The sequence below is a fragment of the Gemelliphila asaccharolytica genome, assembly GCF_001553005.1.
Taxonomy (GTDB): Bacteria; Bacillota; Bacilli; order Staphylococcales; family Gemellaceae; genus Gemelliphila; species Gemelliphila asaccharolytica.
Genome location: NZ_KQ959856.1, coordinates 37,214 through 53,514, shown reverse-complemented (window position 1 = coordinate 53,514; position 16,301 = coordinate 37,214). Strand labels below are relative to the sequence as shown.

The 16,301-nt window shown below is 24.2% G+C and carries 14 protein-coding genes; 4 read left to right on the top strand and 10 right to left on the bottom strand.

Features of this window, described 5'->3' with window-relative positions; translation table 11 throughout:
- Positions 1-64: 64 nt before the first annotated feature.
- Positions 65-1,027 (bottom strand): DNA-binding protein WhiA, encoded by a 963-nt coding sequence (whiA, locus tag HMPREF1871_RS00760; protein WP_066128652.1) that lies wholly within the window; start codon positions 1,025-1,027, stop codon positions 65-67.
- A 68-nt stretch (positions 1,028-1,095) separates the two neighbouring features.
- Complete coding sequence (locus HMPREF1871_RS00755) at positions 1,096-1,929, bottom strand: DegV family protein (RefSeq protein ID WP_066128649.1); 834 nt, start codon at positions 1,927-1,929, stop codon at positions 1,096-1,098.
- A 265-nt stretch (positions 1,930-2,194) separates the two neighbouring features.
- On the opposite strand from HMPREF1871_RS00755, the gene HMPREF1871_RS00750 reads away from it, so the two are divergent.
- Positions 2,195-2,830, top strand: a complete 636-nt coding sequence (locus HMPREF1871_RS00750; RefSeq protein WP_066128646.1) for a YigZ family protein — start codon at positions 2,195-2,197, stop codon at positions 2,828-2,830.
- Between the two features lie 30 nt (positions 2,831-2,860).
- Here the strand turns inward: HMPREF1871_RS00750 and HMPREF1871_RS06425 are convergent, their stop codons facing one another.
- The 6 genes from HMPREF1871_RS06425 to rlmH all read right to left on the bottom strand — a co-directional run bounded on the left by HMPREF1871_RS06425 (position 2,861) and on the right by rlmH (position 7,447).
- On the bottom strand, positions 2,861-3,301 hold the full coding sequence (locus tag HMPREF1871_RS06425; protein WP_269746030.1) for a prenyltransferase: 441 nt from the start codon (positions 3,299-3,301) through the stop codon (positions 2,861-2,863).
- A complete protein-coding gene (locus tag HMPREF1871_RS06420) occupies positions 3,289-3,753 on the bottom strand; it encodes a UbiA family prenyltransferase (protein WP_269746029.1) in 465 nt (154 codons plus the stop codon). The genes HMPREF1871_RS06425 and HMPREF1871_RS06420 overlap by 13 nt, the downstream gene beginning before the upstream one ends.
- Before the next feature lie 133 nt (positions 3,754-3,886).
- Positions 3,887-4,555: a response regulator transcription factor gene (locus tag HMPREF1871_RS00740; RefSeq protein WP_066128643.1), complete on the bottom strand. Its 669-nt coding sequence runs from the start codon at positions 4,553-4,555 to the stop codon at positions 3,887-3,889.
- A gap of 410 nt (positions 4,556-4,965) precedes the next feature.
- Positions 4,966-6,294: a 5-formyltetrahydrofolate cyclo-ligase gene (locus HMPREF1871_RS00735; protein ID WP_066128642.1), complete on the bottom strand. Its 1,329-nt coding sequence runs from the start codon at positions 6,292-6,294 to the stop codon at positions 4,966-4,968.
- Between the two features lie 56 nt (positions 6,295-6,350).
- The gene (locus HMPREF1871_RS00730) at positions 6,351-6,731 is read right to left on the bottom strand and encodes a hypothetical protein (protein ID WP_066128641.1); all 381 of its coding nucleotides are present in this window, start codon (positions 6,729-6,731) and stop codon (positions 6,351-6,353) included.
- A 239-nt stretch (positions 6,732-6,970) separates the two neighbouring features.
- A complete protein-coding gene (gene rlmH / locus HMPREF1871_RS00725; RefSeq protein WP_066128639.1) occupies positions 6,971-7,447 on the bottom strand; it encodes a 23S rRNA (pseudouridine(1915)-N(3))-methyltransferase RlmH in 477 nt (158 codons plus the stop codon).
- A 230-nt stretch (positions 7,448-7,677) separates the two neighbouring features.
- On the opposite strand from rlmH, the gene HMPREF1871_RS00720 reads away from it, so the two are divergent.
- The 3 genes from HMPREF1871_RS00720 to HMPREF1871_RS00710 are packed head-to-tail and all read left to right on the top strand — an operon-like array spanning position 7,678 to position 9,904.
- On the top strand, positions 7,678-8,412 hold the full coding sequence (locus HMPREF1871_RS00720) for an ATP-binding cassette domain-containing protein (RefSeq protein ID WP_066128636.1): 735 nt from the start codon (positions 7,678-7,680) through the stop codon (positions 8,410-8,412).
- Complete coding sequence (locus HMPREF1871_RS00715) at positions 8,405-9,067, top strand: methionine ABC transporter permease (RefSeq protein WP_066128633.1); 663 nt, start codon at positions 8,405-8,407, stop codon at positions 9,065-9,067. The genes HMPREF1871_RS00720 and HMPREF1871_RS00715 overlap by 8 nt, the downstream gene beginning before the upstream one ends.
- Positions 9,068-9,085: 18 nt before the next feature.
- The gene (locus HMPREF1871_RS00710) at positions 9,086-9,904 is read left to right on the top strand and encodes a MetQ/NlpA family ABC transporter substrate-binding protein (protein ID WP_066128630.1); all 819 of its coding nucleotides are present in this window, start codon (positions 9,086-9,088) and stop codon (positions 9,902-9,904) included.
- A 77-nt stretch (positions 9,905-9,981) separates the two neighbouring features.
- Here the strand turns inward: HMPREF1871_RS00710 and HMPREF1871_RS00705 are convergent, their stop codons facing one another.
- Positions 9,982-14,304: a PolC-type DNA polymerase III gene (locus HMPREF1871_RS00705; protein WP_066128627.1), complete on the bottom strand. Its 4,323-nt coding sequence runs from the start codon at positions 14,302-14,304 to the stop codon at positions 9,982-9,984.
- 140 nt (positions 14,305-14,444) lie between these two features.
- A complete protein-coding gene (locus tag HMPREF1871_RS00700) occupies positions 14,445-16,139 on the bottom strand; it encodes a proline--tRNA ligase (protein ID WP_066128623.1) in 1,695 nt (564 codons plus the stop codon).
- Positions 16,140-16,301 lie beyond the last annotated feature (162 nt).

The window sequence follows — 16,301 nt, the reverse complement described above, 5'->3', positions numbered from 1 at the left end:
GAGCTAGTTTAGTTCTAACTCTGGTATTAGATCCAACTTTATGGGGTCACCTTAAAAAGTTAATTTAACTCTTTTTAGATGCTTTTTCATAAAGCTCGTTTTTTATTTCATTTGCTATTTGAGAAATTTTTCTAAACCTGTGATTTAATCCTGATTTAGAAATTTTATCATCTCCCATTTTTTCTGCCAAATCTTTTAATGGTAATTCTTGATACTTTAATCTTAATTCTGCAACTATTCTAAGTTTTTCACTTAAATTCTCCAATCCTATACTCTTTTGGATTATATTTATTTCCTCTACCTGCTTTGTAGAGGCATTAACTGTTTTGTTCATGTTTGCTAAATCGCAATTTTGCATACGATTGACAGAATTATTTATGTCTCTTACTATTCTTTCGTCTTCAAATTGAAATAACGCTTGAAAAGCTCCTACAATATTTATAAAATTAGATATTTTTTCTGATTCTTTTATATATACTATAAAACCTTTTTTCCTTTCTAAAACTCTAGCATTAAGATCATATGAATTTATCAAATCTTTAAGTTCAATAGCGTGATTTATATCATTTGTAATTATTTCTAAATGATAACTTGAAGTTTTAGGATTATTAACACTTCCTCCTGCCAAAAACGCTCCTCTTATATAACTTCTTTTTTTCTCATCAGTATCTATTAAATTTTTATCTATTTTTTCCTTTAATGTATAATCCTCATTAATTATAAATAAGCTACCTAAAATGTCTTTGACATTATCAGTTAATCTACATATGTATACATTATTTTTTTTTAATTTCATTTTTTTTCTAACTGATATGTGTATATTTTCATCATAAAAAAATTTTATTAATGAGAATATTCTTCTTGCTATAGAAGCATTTTCTGTCTGCATACTTATACTAAGTCGCCCATTATTTATGGTTAATATTCCAGTCATTTTCACAAGAGCCGATAGTTCTGATAAAAACTTTTCTTCATTAGTTATGTTTATCATTGTTAATTCTTTTTTCATCTCTGATGCAAATGTCAAACTATCCCCTCCTTTTTAACTTATACATTGTATCATTTTTTTAAGAAATTAACAATTAATTACATATTCTAAATTGCTTCTATAACTATTCCTACCGCTTTTTCTCCAGCATGAGTAGATATTGCAGGAGTAGTTATAATTATATCTTCTTCTTTTATATTATAATCAAACTCTCTTAGTATTTCATCTTTTATCATGTTGACATATTCATAAGACAATACATTTGCCAAACTTATTTTTTTTATTTTTCTGTTTTCTAAATCGCATTTTATTGTTTTTATAAGTGATGCTACTAACTTTCTTTTTCCTCTAGCTTTTTCTACTAGTTTTAATTCTCCATTTTCTAATTTTGTCAAAATTTTTAAATTGAATAGGTTTCCTATAAGTCCAGCAGTCTTTCTAAGCCTTCCTCCCTTTACTAAATTATCTAGCGTATCAATGGTTACATAAGTAAATATATCTTGCCTTTTTTCTAAAACCCTACCATAAATATCTGAAATATCTATCCCCTTATTTATCATATCGTAACAATATTTGATTAAATATTTAATTCCTACAGAAGCAGTCATTGAGTCAATTACATAAACTCCTTCAAACTCCTTAGAAGCCGATAAAGCTGTTTTACATGTCCCACTTAAAGAGTCAGATATATGAATTGAAATAATCTCGTATCCTAGAGAAGTCCATTTTTCATATTTTTCTAAAAAAAGTCCTAATGAAGGCTGACTTGTAAAAAAATTTTTCGCTTCTCTCATTTTATAAATATATTCCTCATTAGATATATCTTTATACTCTACTCCATCAACTGTTACAGTAATTGGTAAAACTTCTATATTAAATTTTTCTATTTCTTCTTTATTTAAATCACTTGCTGAATCAGTTATTATCTTAATTTTTTTCATTTTTCCTCTGCTTATTAATGTTTTTTTTAGTTATTTTTTATAATAATATATTTATAAAAATAACATATACTATTTTATAACATTATATATTTAAATTCAATAGTTTAATAGAAATATTATTTTTAAAATTTATTTTAATAAATACCAATAAGAAAATATTAATTTATTCACCTTGTTGTTACAATAAATTATATAAAGAATTTTGATTTAAAGTATTTTTTGACTTATAATATAGTCAAATTTATAAAATTTGTTAAGGAGTAATATGTCTGAAAAATTTATCACAATAAAAGAAAATATAAAAATAGAAAATACAATTAAAAAATCTAAATTCATCTCTATTTTGAAAAAAATAAATTCTGAAGAAGAAGCAAAAAATTTTATCAATGAATATAAAAAAAAATACTATGATGCAACTCACGTTTGTTCTGCCTTTGTTTTTGGAGAAAAAAATCAAATTCTTAGATCAAATGATGATGGAGAACCCTCTGGTACGGCAGGAAAACCAATGTTAGAAATACTAATAAAAAATAATATAAAAAATGTCTGTGCTATAGTTATAAGATATTTTGGAGGTATTAAACTCGGTACAGGAGGTTTGGTAAGAGCATATAGCGGCGGAATTATCGAAGCTTTAAAACTTTCAACTTTAGTAGAAAGAAAAAAAGCATTTATTTATAATTTTGAAATACCTTATTCACTAAATGGAAAAATAGAATATGAATTAAAAAAAACTAATTTTATTTTAAAAGATACTATATTTACTGATAAAATAAATTATGTTATTTATGTCATAGCAGAAGAGGAAAAAATCTTTTTAAATTGGTTAATAGAAAAAACAAATAATAATTTTCAAATTATATCTTGCAAGGAAAAAGAATTAGAATTTGATATAAAATAAAAAAAGGATTATTTTTTAAAAATCCTTTTTTTATTTTATACTATTTACTATATTAACAAAAGAAATTATTATTCCTGAAAAAATAGTTAATTTAGCAGTATACACCATATAAGGTGCCATTTTTTCTTTTGTGTCATTTTTTAAAAAACCTTTTATTATCTTTATAGATAAAGGAAGAGTTATAAATATTAGAAGATTATATAAAGAACCATATTTTGTGAAAATTAATAATATATTAAATAAATATATTAATATAAAGGATATACCTAAAACAATTACTGATATTTTTTTTCCAAACAAAATAGTAAAAGTTTTTCTCCCTGATATTTTATCATTTATATTATCTCTTATATTATTAGCAAGAAGAATATTACCTACTAAAATAAACATAGGTATAGATATAATCGTACTCATTATATTTATAAAACCTGTCTGTAAATAAAAAGAAACTGATACCATTATACTTCCCATAAATAACCTGCCGTTATCTCTCCAAAAGGTGTATAAGCAATTGGATATTTACCGCCAGTATATATGTAACCAAATACCATTGATAATATGCCAATAGCCAAAAGATATAAAGAAGTTTTTAATGATAATATTATTCCTAGAAATAAAGCTATTATATATAATAACTTAGCAAAATTAAGAACTTCTTTCTCTGATAACTTTTTTCTTAATATAGATGCTGATATCCCTTGAGAATCAATTTTATCAAGTCCTCTTTTATAATCGTAATATTCATTAAATAAATTAGTTGCAGATTGTATTAACAAGCAGATTACCAAAAATAAAATAAAATTATCTATTTTAAAATTAATTTTATAAAATAATGAAAAACTTGTACCTACAAATATAGGTGCAAAAGTAGCTGGAAAACTATGTGGTCTTGCACACATAAAAAGTTCCTTAAATTTATTCAAATCACTTACCTCTTTTAATTCATTTTTCCTTTATTATACTTTTTTAGAAAATAAAATAAAAATAAACTGACTTATTTTAATAAAAAATTTTAAAAGTCAGTAAAAAATTCATATATTTTATAATATATTTAATTTATGAAAAAGAGTATCCTACTCCCCTAATTGTTTTTAAGTAATTTTCGCATCCTACTTTTTTAAGTTCTTTCCTCAAGCCCGATATGTAAACTTCTATAGCATTCATTGTAGTTTCGCTATCTACGCCCCAAACTCTTTCAAATATTTCTTCTTTTTTTAGAACAATATTATTATTTAATACAAAAAAGTAAAGCAAGTCAAAATACTTTCCTTTTATTGTTGAAATCTCTTTGTCAATAAAATGAACTTTTTTATTATTTATTTCTATTGATAAATTTTTATAACTAATAATATTGGTATTTTTTTGATTTGTATATCTTTTAACAAGATTATCAATTATATTTAAAAAATTCTCTTTTGTATTATGCTTCACAAAGTACTCTGCAAATGAATAATCTGCAATTTCTATTCGTTCTTCTATAGTTGTAGTAAATGTTAAAATAACCGTGGGTATTTGAATGCCACATTCTTTTAATTCTTTTAAAAATTTATTTATATTTTTTTTTGGCAATATACTATCTACAACTATTAAATCATAATTTCCATTTTTTATCTTTTCTAATCCCTCCGCACTATCATAATAAATACAAGTTTCATATTTTTGCGAAAGAAAACTAGAAAGTCTAGCCGCTAATAATTTATCATCCTCAATTATGATTGCTTCCATTTTTCCCTCCTTAATTTTTTCTTTTTATTTTACAATTTTTATATTAAAAATACAACTAAAACGTTTCATTTTAATAATATTTTAAAATTATGTTTAAAATTTTAACATATTTCTTAATACTTTCAAAATAATAAATTTCACTCTTTCTATTGAAAAAACAAATTAAAACATCTTTTATAATACTACTTTAACTTAAATAAGATAATTATGAAGCCGATCATTTATAACATAAAATTATAAAAATAAGTAAACGAAAAAATAAAATAATTTTTTGCTATTTTTATGTTAATATGTCTTAAATAAAGAGAAAAAATATTCAAAAAATTTAATAACTTCCCATCTTTTAAAAAATGAATTTTGTTTTTTTAATATTTTTTTAAGCATTAAAACTAAAATAAAAATACATTTTATTATATATTTTTTATATTATCTTCATTCTTGTCTTTTTTTAATTCAACTACTCCATAATTAAACTCAGCACCACTTTTTCTAATTCTTTTAAAATTAAATTTTTGAAAAATATTATCCAATATGTGAGCTTTTATTATTATTTTTTTTCTTGCAACTCTCTTTGCTTCAGTTAAAAATTCTTCTGTCATTCCACTTTTTTTTACTATTTTTTCTAAAGAATTTAGATTATCAGAATTTTTTATTTTTTTACAAAACATAAAATCTGCATAAATTATGTCATATTCATTATCCGGGCTTTGTCTTAAATATTCTAAATTATCTATATTAATTAATTTTATTTTCTTAATAGCATTTATAATTTTTTCATCTTCAATTTCTAAATTTTTCATGCCATCTTTTACTATTTCGAAAACTATTTTATTTTTTTCTAATGCTGTTAATTCATGACCAAAATAACTAAGTACTATACTATCTCGGCAAAGTCCCATAGTAGCATCTAATATACTTTGCTTTTTTTCTCCTATAATGTCTAGGATAGGTTCTTTTTTATTTTTAATCCTTAACATAGCAGTATCTAAATGAAAAAAGAATTTATTATTTTCACTTAAAAATATTAATTTATTTTTATAAACTAAAAATAAATTCTTATAAAATTTTAAAAACCTACTTATTGTGTTTTTTTCTCTAACTATATATTTAACTCCAAATTTTTTAGCAAAATTCTTTGCTTTATTTTCTAGTTCTTTGTCTTTTTTTACACTCGTTGTAATTATAAAATTATCTTTTTTACTCTTTATTATTCTGTTATCTGTGACAATAAAATCTACATTTCTATCATTTAAAGTTGAATACAAATCTTCACTTAACATCTCTTCATAACAAAGACCTATTGAATTTTTATATTCTCCTTTGGTTAAATATTTATCATAGTACCCTTTTCCATATCCTATCCTATATCCTTTTAAATCATAAGATAACCCGGGAACTATAACAACATCTACAGATCCACAGTAGTAATTATTTCCTTTTGGTTCTAAAAGTGAAAAATTACCTTTCTCTAATTCATCTAAAGAAAATATTTCTATTAACTTCATTTTGTCATTTACTATTTTTGGAACAAATATTCTTTTATTAAAAAGATATTTTTTTATTAGTATTTTAGTATTAACTTCACTTTTAAAATTAACATAAATAAATACCTTTTTCGCTTCATTAAATATATCTAATTTTTCTAAATTTTTTATTAATTTTTCATCTGATAATTTTCTTTTACCTACTAAAATATTATCTCTTTTTTTTATTAATTTTTCTCTTATTTCTTTTTTCATAATCAGCACAAAAATAATAGGAAATGATTTCACTTCCTATTATAAATCTTATAAATTTATTTTATCCCAGATATAAAAAGATTTTTCAATCTACTTATAACTGAATTTAATATTAAATTATTTATAGAATCATCATTTTTAAAACTATATATTTTAATAGATAAATTAGACAAGTCTAAATCATTATTTTTTAAATTATATTTTAATTCTTTTAATGATGATACACAATTAATATTTTTTTTACCACATTTCTCAATGTTGTAAACTATACATAGACCACATTCTTTAGAATCTAGATGATTCTTTAAATCAGAAGTATCAGTAGTTTTCAATTTCATACCTAAACCTTCTAATTCAGATTCAAAATTATCTTTATTAAATTCTAATAATATATTTTCTAGATTAGAGAATGCAGTTCTTAATTCATCAATACACATAATTACTCCTTATATATTGAATTGAAAAATAATCAATTGTTGATAATTTATTATATTACAAATCTGAAAATTATTCAAGAATATAATTTTTTTTATTATTAATATTTATAACGCTTATTAATTTAACTTCTAAAAATAACAAAAACTGTTTCATTGTAATATAACAATATATATGGTATCATAAAATTTTGTGTGTTATAACCTAAGTTGAAATTTTATTTTATTAAATAAACTTATCATTATTTGTGATAAGGTTCATTTTTATTTATTTTAAAAGTTCTATAAATTTGTTCCAATAAAACTACTCTCATTAACTGATGAGGAAATGTCATTTCACTAAATGACAAACTAAAATTACTTCTATTTCTTACCTCTTTATTTATCCCATAACTTCCGCCTATTAAAAAAACTATATTACTTACTCCTTCTATAGATAATTTATTTATCTTATTAGCCAAGTTTTCACTAGACATTTTTTCTCCTTTTATTTCCAAAGTAATTAGATAGTCATTATCTTTTATTTTAGCTAATAGTCTTTCTCCTTCTTTTTTCATAGCTATTTCTTTATTACTATCATTTTCATATTTTATTTTTTCATCACTAACTTCTATTATTTCTATCTTACAATATCCAGAAAGTCTTTTTTTATATTCTAGCAATGCCTCATTAAAAAATTTTTCTTTAATTTTTCCTACACATAAAATTTTTATTTTCATCTTTTTCTCCAGTTTCTTTTATTAACTTAATTATAACCCATATTACAATAATTTTAATACTTTTTATTTTTTCATTTATACAGATTAAATTTTTATATTGATACAGCTTAATTAAAATTTTTATAAACTTTGCCTTTTCTAGTTTCTTAAAGCTTTGAAGTTTAAAGATGAAAGCATATTAATTGCGAAACAGCTTATAAAATGATATATTTTTCATTAGGAGGATTATTATGATTATTAAAGTTAAAAATATTTCCAAATATTTTTCTGATTCAAATTTTAAAATAGAAAATTTATCATTTAATGTCAATGATAACGAAGTATTAGGAATAATAGGTCCTAACGGGTGCGGAAAAAGTACAATATTAAAAATTATAAATGCTTTAATTAAATTTGATGCCGGAGAGATTATTTATAATGATAAAGAAGTTTCTAAAATGAATAAATTTGAAAAAAGAATTATGAAAAAAGATGTTTCATATATTTTTCAAAATTCAAATTTATTAGAAACAAAAACTGTTTTCTACCACCTATCTCTTATTTACAAATTAAACAAAGAGCCTATAAACAAAGAAAAAATAGATAATATTTTAAAATTTATGAATATCTACGATTTCAAAAATACTACTTGTAAAAATTTAAGTGGCGGACAAAAACAACGTGTAGCTATAGCAATGAGTATTTTGCAAAATCCAAAAGTTATTTTATGTGATGAAATAAGTTCATCCCTTGATACAGACAGTGAAAAAGAAGTTTTTGACCTTCTTATGAAATTAAAAAAAACATTAAATATTTCCATAATAATAGTTTCACACAATTTAGCTATTTTAAAAAATTTTTGTGATAGAGTAATTTTAATGGATAAATCTAAAATAAGAGATATTATAATTCCTGTAAAACCAAAGGAAAATGATTATAATAAAGACTATTTTAACTATCTAAAGGAGTTTTTACTAAATGATTAATCTTATACAAAAATACCAAAATGAAATACTAATATCGTTTATGGAAACAAATTTCATGCTTTTTATATCAATGACAGTTTGTTTAGTATTATCTATCCCTTTAGGAATACTTTTATTTTCATTGAATAAAGAATATTTACTTAAAAATTCTCTTATTTATGAACTTTTGAGCATTATTTTAAATATGTTAAGAAGTGTTCCATTTTTAATATTTATTTTTATTTTAATACCTTTAAATAGATTTTTATTTGGAACAGCTTTTGGAAATTTAGCAGCGACACTTCCTTTAGCCCTTGTATCTATTAGTATTTACACAAGATTTGTAGAACAAGCTTTACTAAATGTTTCACATAACATAGTAGACAGAGCTATAAGTATGGGAGCTAATAAATTTCAAATAATCAGATATTTTTTACTTCCTTCCATAAAAATAGACCTTATTCTTTCCTTCACTTCGGTAGCAATAAGCACCCTTTCTTATTCAACAGTTATGGGAGTAATCGGTGCCGGAGGACTAGGAGAATTTGCCTATAGATTTGGTTATCAAGATTATAACTATCCTCTAATGTATTTACTTGTAATTATTTTTATTATCTATGTTTATATTATTCAACTAATTGGATATTACATAGCAAATAAAGTAGTAAAAAAATAGAATTTTAAGGAGTTTACAATGAAAAAAACATTAAAAATATTAATTAGTTTTCTAGCTTTAGTGTTAGTATTGGTGGGATGTTCTACAAAAGAAAATAGCAATAAAGATAAAAAAGTTTTAAAAGTAGGAGCAGCTAATATTCAAGTTGTTACAGATATACTAGAAGCTACTAAAGAAGATTTAGCTAAAGATGGATATACTTTAGAAATAGTAAATTTTTCTGATTACAAACAACCAAACGAAGCATTAAAAAATAAAGAAGTAGATGCTAACTTCTTCCAACACAAACCTTTCATGGAAGCATATAATAAAGGAACAAACTCAAATCTAGTTCAAATTCAAAAAATATATGATTTTACTGGAGCTTTTTATGGCAAAGATATAAAAGATATTAAAGATATAAAAGAAGGAGCAGAAGTAGCTGTTCCATCTGATCCTACTAATATGAGTAGAGCTTTAAGACTTTTAGCTAAAAATGGCGTTATAAAATTAAATGATAACAATAGTTTCACTTCTACTGAAAATGATATAGTAGAAAATCCTAAAAATATCAAATTGGTCAAAGTTTCATTATTAAATCTAAATGAAGCTTATAATGAAAAAGATTTAGCATTTAACTATCCAGATAAAATTTCTAAACTAGGACTTAATCCAAAAGATAATGCAGTTATAAAAGAAGAAAAAGAAGATCAAAACTACTATGCACTTTCATTAGTTAGTCGTGATGATAACAAAATGGATAAAGGCATAGAAGCTTTGAAAAAAGCCTTAACAACTGAAAAAGTTAAAAAAATGATTGAAGAAAAATACAAAGGAATTTATAGTCCTGCATTTTAACGATTTTTAAATTATAATAAAAAAAATGTAAGTTTTACCTTACATTTTTTTATTTTATCTATGATATAGAAAAATGATTAAAATATATTATCAAAAATTGACAGTTGTGCTTTTTCTGGCAATCCCTTTAAGCTTCCTATATCTCTTAAATATTCTATTATTGTACTTGATACTCCTCCTCTAGAAGCAAAATCTTCGACTGATAAAAACTTATTTTCTTCTCTTGCTTTAACTATTCTTACTGCTACATTTTCTCCTAATGACGGAACTATTGAAAATGGTGGAATTAAGCTTTTACCCTCTATTAAGTAGTCAAAACTTTGTGATTTTTCTATGTCTACCTTTTCTATAGTGTATCCTCTTTCTAGCATTTCATAAATTATTTCATAACTAATTAAAGAATCTTGCATTTTTACTGTCAATTCTTTTTTGTCAATCTCTTTTATTTGCTTAATTCTTTTAGCTAAAAATTCTTTACCTTTTACAACATTTTTTAAATCATAGTCTTTTGCCCGAATAGAAAAATAGGCACAATAGTAAATTATAGGTTGATGTACTTTAAACCACGCTATCCTTAATGCCATAAGAACATAGGCTGCTGCGTGTGCTTTTGGGAACATATATTTTATTTTTTTACAAGAATCTATATACCATTGTGGCACATTTTTTTCTTTCATTATTTTTTCCCATTCTTCAGTAAGACCTTTTCCTTTTCTTACACTTTCCATTATTTTAAATGCTAAACTTTCTTCTAATCCTGCATATATTAGGTATATCATTATATCATCTCTACAACCTATAACTTCTTTTAAAGTACATATTTTATTTTTAATCAAATCTTTTGCGTTTCCAAGCCATACGTCAGTACCATGAGAAAGTCCAGAAATTTGGACAAGTTCTGAGTAGGTAGTAGGTTTTGTGTCTTCTAGCATTTGTATTACAAAATTTGTTCCAAATTCAGGTATTCCAAGTGTCCCTGTCTTACATCCCATAGAATCACTTGTTATCCCCAAAACATCTGGTGAAGAAAAAATTTTCATAACATCTTCATCTGAAACATCAATTTCTCGTGGATCAATACCTGAAAGGTCTTGAAGTTTTCTAATCATTGTTGGATCATCATGACCTAAAATATCAAATTTTAAAATATTATCATGTATAGAGTGAAAATCAAAATGCGTTGTTCTCCATGGACTGTTTTCATCATCTGCAGGATACTGATAAGGTGTAAAGTCAAAAATTTCCATATCACTAGGAACTACTAATATTCCTCCAGGGTGCTGTCCTGTAGTTCTCTTTGCACCTTCGCAACCACTAGCAATTCTTTCTAAATCTATTTTTCTTTTTTCTATACCATTTTTTTCATAATAATCTCTCGTAAACGCATAAGCTGTCTTACTTGCAACTGTTCCTATTGTTCCAGCTCTATAGACATGATCAGTTCCAAAAATTTCTTTTGTGAAATTATGTGCTATAGGCTGGTAATCTCCTGAAAAGTTTAAATCAATATCCGGAACTTTATCTCCTTTAAATCCTAGAAACGTTTCAAAAGGTATATCTTGTCCATCTTTTTTCATTTTTATATTGCAATTAGGGCAATTTTTATTAGGAAGATCAAACCCTGAAGCATATTCATTATTTGTAAAAAATTCACTATATTTGCATTTTTTACATATATAGTGTGGAACAAGAGGATTAACTTCGGTTATATCCATAAGTGTAGCAACAAATGATGATCCTACAGAACCCCTAGATCCTACTAAATAACCATCACTTAAAGATTTTTTTACTAATTTACTTGATATTAAATAAATTACACTAAATCCATTTCCTATTATTGAACTTAGTTCTTTTTTTATCCTTTTCTCTACTATATCCGGAATATTTTCTCCATAAATTTCTTTTGCTTTACTGTAACTTAAATTTTTTACTTCTTCCTCTGCTCCTTCTATTTTAGGAGTATAAAGTTTTTCTTTTAATGGTTGTACTTCTTCTATTAAAGCATTTATTTTATGGGTATTATTTATTACTATATTTTCTATTAATTTCTTATCTTTTAGATAACTAAATTCTTCTAACATCTCTGTTGTAGTCAAAAAATTACATAAAGGTTGAATTTCTTTTGCTCTAGGATTATTTTTTACAGATAACCTTAATATTTGTCTATAAACGTGTTGATATTCATCAAGATAATACACATCTCCTGTTGCTACAACTAGTTTTTCTTTTTGCCGTGCTAAAGATATCAATTTTTTTATCTGTTCTATTAACTCTTCTTTATCTGATACCCTCTCATTTGTTATTAATTTTTCGTAATGGTGAAGTGGTTGAATTTCTATGTAGTCATAATAATTTATAATTTCACTTACTTTTTCTTCTCTAGAATTTAATAATTCTTCAAAAACTTCATTTTTGTAATTAGAAGTTCCTATTAATAAATTATCTCTATATTTTTCTAATATTTTTTTTGGTATGGTTGGTTTTTGTGAAGATAAGAATTCTGTTGAACTATATGAAACTAGCTTAAATAGGTCTTTTAATCCTTTATTATTTTTCACTAAAATCGAACATGGAAACGGCATTTGTCTTCTATGTGCTAATCTTGTATCTATATTATCATCAATTTGATTATGGTTAATTATATTTTTTTCTTTTAGCTGTTCTAACATTTTTATAAATATTTCTGAAGTTGCTCTGGTATCATATATTGCTCTATGATGCTGAGTTAATTTTACTTTATAAAATTTTGTCAATGTGCTCAAACCATGTCTTTTTAAATTTTTATTAATAGCTCTAGATAAAAATAAAGTATCTATACTAGAGTATTTCAATTTTTTCATTATTCCTAATCTTTCAAAAGATTTTCCTATCATTCCAAGGTCAAATTTTGCATTATGTGCAACCAAAATATCCTCGTCATCTAACCAAGAGTGAAAATTTTTCATTACTTCTTCTTCATAAGGAGCTTTACTTACATCTTCATTTGTTATACTTGTCAAATTTGTTATATAACTTGATATTTTTCTTTTGGGGTTAATATAACTTTCAAAAGTATCTATTTCTCTACCATTTTTTATTTTTATAGCTGCTATTTCTATAAGTCTATCTCTTTCTGCAGAAAGTCCTGTTGTTTCAACGTCTAAGACTACATATGTTGCATTGTCTAATAAAATATCTCTTTTATTTGTAGTAGCAGATGTACTATCATCACATAAAAATGCGTTTAATCCATATATAGGTTTTATTTTTTTATCTCTTGTATTAATGCTTATTTCTGGATACGCCTGAACCCCATAAAGATCTGTGAATGCCAATGCTTCATGCCCATAATGTATTGCTCTTTCTATGTATTCTTTTTCACTACTTACACCATCAAGAGGCGACATCTTTGTATGAATACTTAATTCGATTCTTTTTTTTCCACTATAATTATCTTCTTTTATTTTCTTTGATACTTTTTCAATAGCAAAAGGTTCTATTATAGTATCTCTAAGAAAGTCATCGTAAATTGTTCTTCCATTTATTTTTATATAGTCACCTTTTTTTAGAGTTTTAATTTCTTCTATTACTTTTAATTTTTTTGGACTAATTTTAAATTTGGAATTTTTATTTTCTAGAAATACTCTCATTATTATTGATTCGGTATAGTCAGTAAGTTTTACTAAATATTGTCCTCCTCCATTTGAAAATTCTCTTTTTTCTATCTCAAAAATTTGCCCTACTATATTTGTAATGCCAGACATTCCTATAATTTCTTTGATATCACATATTTCTGTATCTAATATTTTTTTAGGTTGAAAATTTATATTATTTTCAAATGTAATAGGAATTTTTTCTTCTTTTTTTTCGGATAATTTTTCTTCTGCTTTTTTTATTTTATTATCTATATATTCTTCTTTTTTAGATATTATTTTTTTTATATTGAAACTTGGTTTTATATTATCAATATTAATACCTAATTTATGATATTCATTAATTATAAATTTTTTATTATTTTCTATATATTTTTCCCAAATAGTTGGAGTCGAAACTTCTACTATAATTTCTTTATTTTCTATTTTTATTTCATTATTAATTATAAACTCTACTGCTTTTTCATTAGATAAAACATTTGAAATTACAAAGCTAAAATACTCTAATATAGTTTCATTTTTACAACTAGTTATATTAAAATTATAATCTAACTCAAAATCAGATAAAAATCTTCTTTTTAATTTTTTTATAAATAAAAATAAATCATCAGCTGAAGGTAGAAATTCCGCTTCAAAATTAAATGTCCATTTTTTATTTTTATTGTCTTTTTCTATTTCTCTTAGTATTATAGAAGAAAAATTTTCTTTCTCAAGTAAGTTTTCTAATTCTAATGCTTTTATCAATAATAAAAAATATTTACTAGTCATATATTCTCCTTTTTATTTACTTACTTTAGTATAACATATTTTTTTAAAAACTTTTTTTTACAAGTTGAAATAAATAGAAAAAAATCATCTTTACTTTTTATGTTAAAGATGATTTTTTTTTATTATTTTCTTGAAAATTTTTATTTATAGAATTTTTTTATTAAGTCTGCTATTTCTTCTGTTTTAATTTCTATTTTTTCGCCAGTTCCTCTATATTTTAATTCTACTATATTTTCTTTTGCTTTTTTCCCTACTATTATTTGAAGAGGGATACCAATAAGGTCTGCATCGTTAAATTTAACTCCAGCTCTTTCATTTCTATTATCATATAATATTTCTACTTTTTCTGATTTTAATTCTTGGTATATTTTTTCAGATAATATTTCTTGTTCTTCTTTTTTCATATCTACACAAATTAGATGAACTTGATAAGGTGCTACTTCTTTTGGCCATTTTATTCCATATTCATCATTGTGTTGTTCTATTATTGCTGAAAGTAATCTTGATACTCCTATTCCATAACATCCCATATAAAATGGTTGGCTTTTCCCATTTGCATCTAGATAAGTTATATTCATTGATTTAGAATATCCTTGCCCTAACTCAAATACTTGCCCTATTTCTATTCCTTTAGCAAATTTAACTTTTCCTGATAAATCTTCTGCTAAATCTCCTTCGTTTATCATTCTAAGATCATAATATGAGTCTACTTTATAATCGCCTTTATTTACATTTATAAAGTGGAAGCCTTTTTTGTTTGCTCCACAGCTGTAATTATACATATATTTTACTGCGTTATCAGCAATGACTTTACACCCTTTAACATCAAATGGTCCTATATATCCTGGGCATGATCCTATGCTTAATATGTCTTCTTGTGATGCCATTTCATAAGTGCTTGTTCCAGTAGCTTTTTTGAATTTAACTTCACTTAGCTGATCATTTCCACACATAAGTACCATATAAAGTTCTCCGTCTGCTTTTATCATCAATGCTTTTAAAGCTCTATCTGGAGTAACACCGCAGTAAGCAGCTATATCGTCTATAGATTCTTGTGCTGGTGTTTCTATTATATCTCTTTCTTTTTTAGTAAATTTAGGTAATTTATAATTTTCTTCTACTACTTTTGCAATTTCTAAATTTGCTGCGTAGTCAGATTCTTCAGTATATACTATTACATCTTCTCCTACGTCTGCTAAAGCTTGAAATTCGTGAGTATAATTACCTCCGATATTTCCAGAATCAGCTTGTACTATTCTATATTTTAGATCCATTCTATCATATATTTTTTTATATGCATTATAATGTTCCATATATACTTCACGAAGTGATTCAGGTGAATCATGGAAAGAGTATGAATCTTTCATTATAAATTCTTTACATCTTAAAAGCCCTAAACGTGGTCTAACTTCATCTCTAAATTTTGTTTGAATTTGATATAAAGATATAGGAAGTTGTTTATATGATGTCAACATATTTTCGACTGTTTGGCACATTATTTCCTCTGATGTAGGTTGAAGAGCGTACCATGCATCTTTTCTATCTTTAACTCTCATAAGTTCTGGCCCCATTTTGTTCCATCTACCACTCTTTTGCCAATATTCAGCAGATTGTAATATAGGCATTAAGACTTCTGATGCATCTATTGCTTCATGTTCTTCTCTTATTATTCTTTTTATTTTTTCTATTACATTATTAGCTAAGGGTAGATATGTGTATACTCCAGCTGACACTTGCTTAACCATACCTGCCTTAATTAACAATTTATGACTTATCGCTTCTGCATTAGCTGGTACTTCCCTAGTTGTAGGTATAAAAGTTTTTGTTTGCTTCATAATAAATACCGCCTTTTTCTTAATATTTTTCTATTATATCATACTTAATAAAAAAATTTAATTATTTTACTCATTTTTTTTATCTTTTTTCAATTTGTTATATATCAATTTCGCTTAAACTTATTTTTTAAAACTTATATCTAATGACAAAATATCTATATT

Excerpts from the sequence above, each read along its gene's own strand:
- HMPREF1871_RS00755 (WP_066128649.1), bottom strand. The coding sequence starts at position 1,929 with ATGAAAAAAATTAAGATAATAACTGATTCAGCAAGTGATTTAAATAAA.
- HMPREF1871_RS00750 (WP_066128646.1), top strand. The coding sequence starts at position 2,195 with ATGTCTGAAAAATTTATCACAATAAAAGAAAATATAAAAATAGAAAAT.
- HMPREF1871_RS06425 (WP_269746030.1), bottom strand. The coding sequence starts at position 3,301 with ATGGGAAGTATAATGGTATCAGTTTCTTTTTATTTACAGACAGGTTTT.
- HMPREF1871_RS00740 (WP_066128643.1), bottom strand. The coding sequence starts at position 4,555 with ATGGAAGCAATCATAATTGAGGATGATAAATTATTAGCGGCTAGACTT.
- HMPREF1871_RS00735 (WP_066128642.1), bottom strand. The coding sequence starts at position 6,294 with ATGAAAAAAGAAATAAGAGAAAAATTAATAAAAAAAAGAGATAATATT.
- HMPREF1871_RS00730 (WP_066128641.1), bottom strand. The coding sequence starts at position 6,731 with ATGTGTATTGATGAATTAAGAACTGCATTCTCTAATCTAGAAAATATA.
- rlmH (WP_066128639.1), bottom strand. The coding sequence starts at position 7,447 with ATGAAAATAAAAATTTTATGTGTAGGAAAAATTAAAGAAAAATTTTTT.
- HMPREF1871_RS00720 (WP_066128636.1), top strand. The coding sequence starts at position 7,678 with ATGATTATTAAAGTTAAAAATATTTCCAAATATTTTTCTGATTCAAAT.
- HMPREF1871_RS00715 (WP_066128633.1), top strand. The coding sequence starts at position 8,405 with ATGATTAATCTTATACAAAAATACCAAAATGAAATACTAATATCGTTT.
- HMPREF1871_RS00710 (WP_066128630.1), top strand. The coding sequence starts at position 9,086 with ATGAAAAAAACATTAAAAATATTAATTAGTTTTCTAGCTTTAGTGTTA.
- HMPREF1871_RS00705 (WP_066128627.1), bottom strand. The coding sequence starts at position 14,304 with ATGACTAGTAAATATTTTTTATTATTGATAAAAGCATTAGAATTAGAA.
- HMPREF1871_RS00700 (WP_066128623.1), bottom strand. The coding sequence starts at position 16,139 with ATGAAGCAAACAAAAACTTTTATACCTACAACTAGGGAAGTACCAGCT.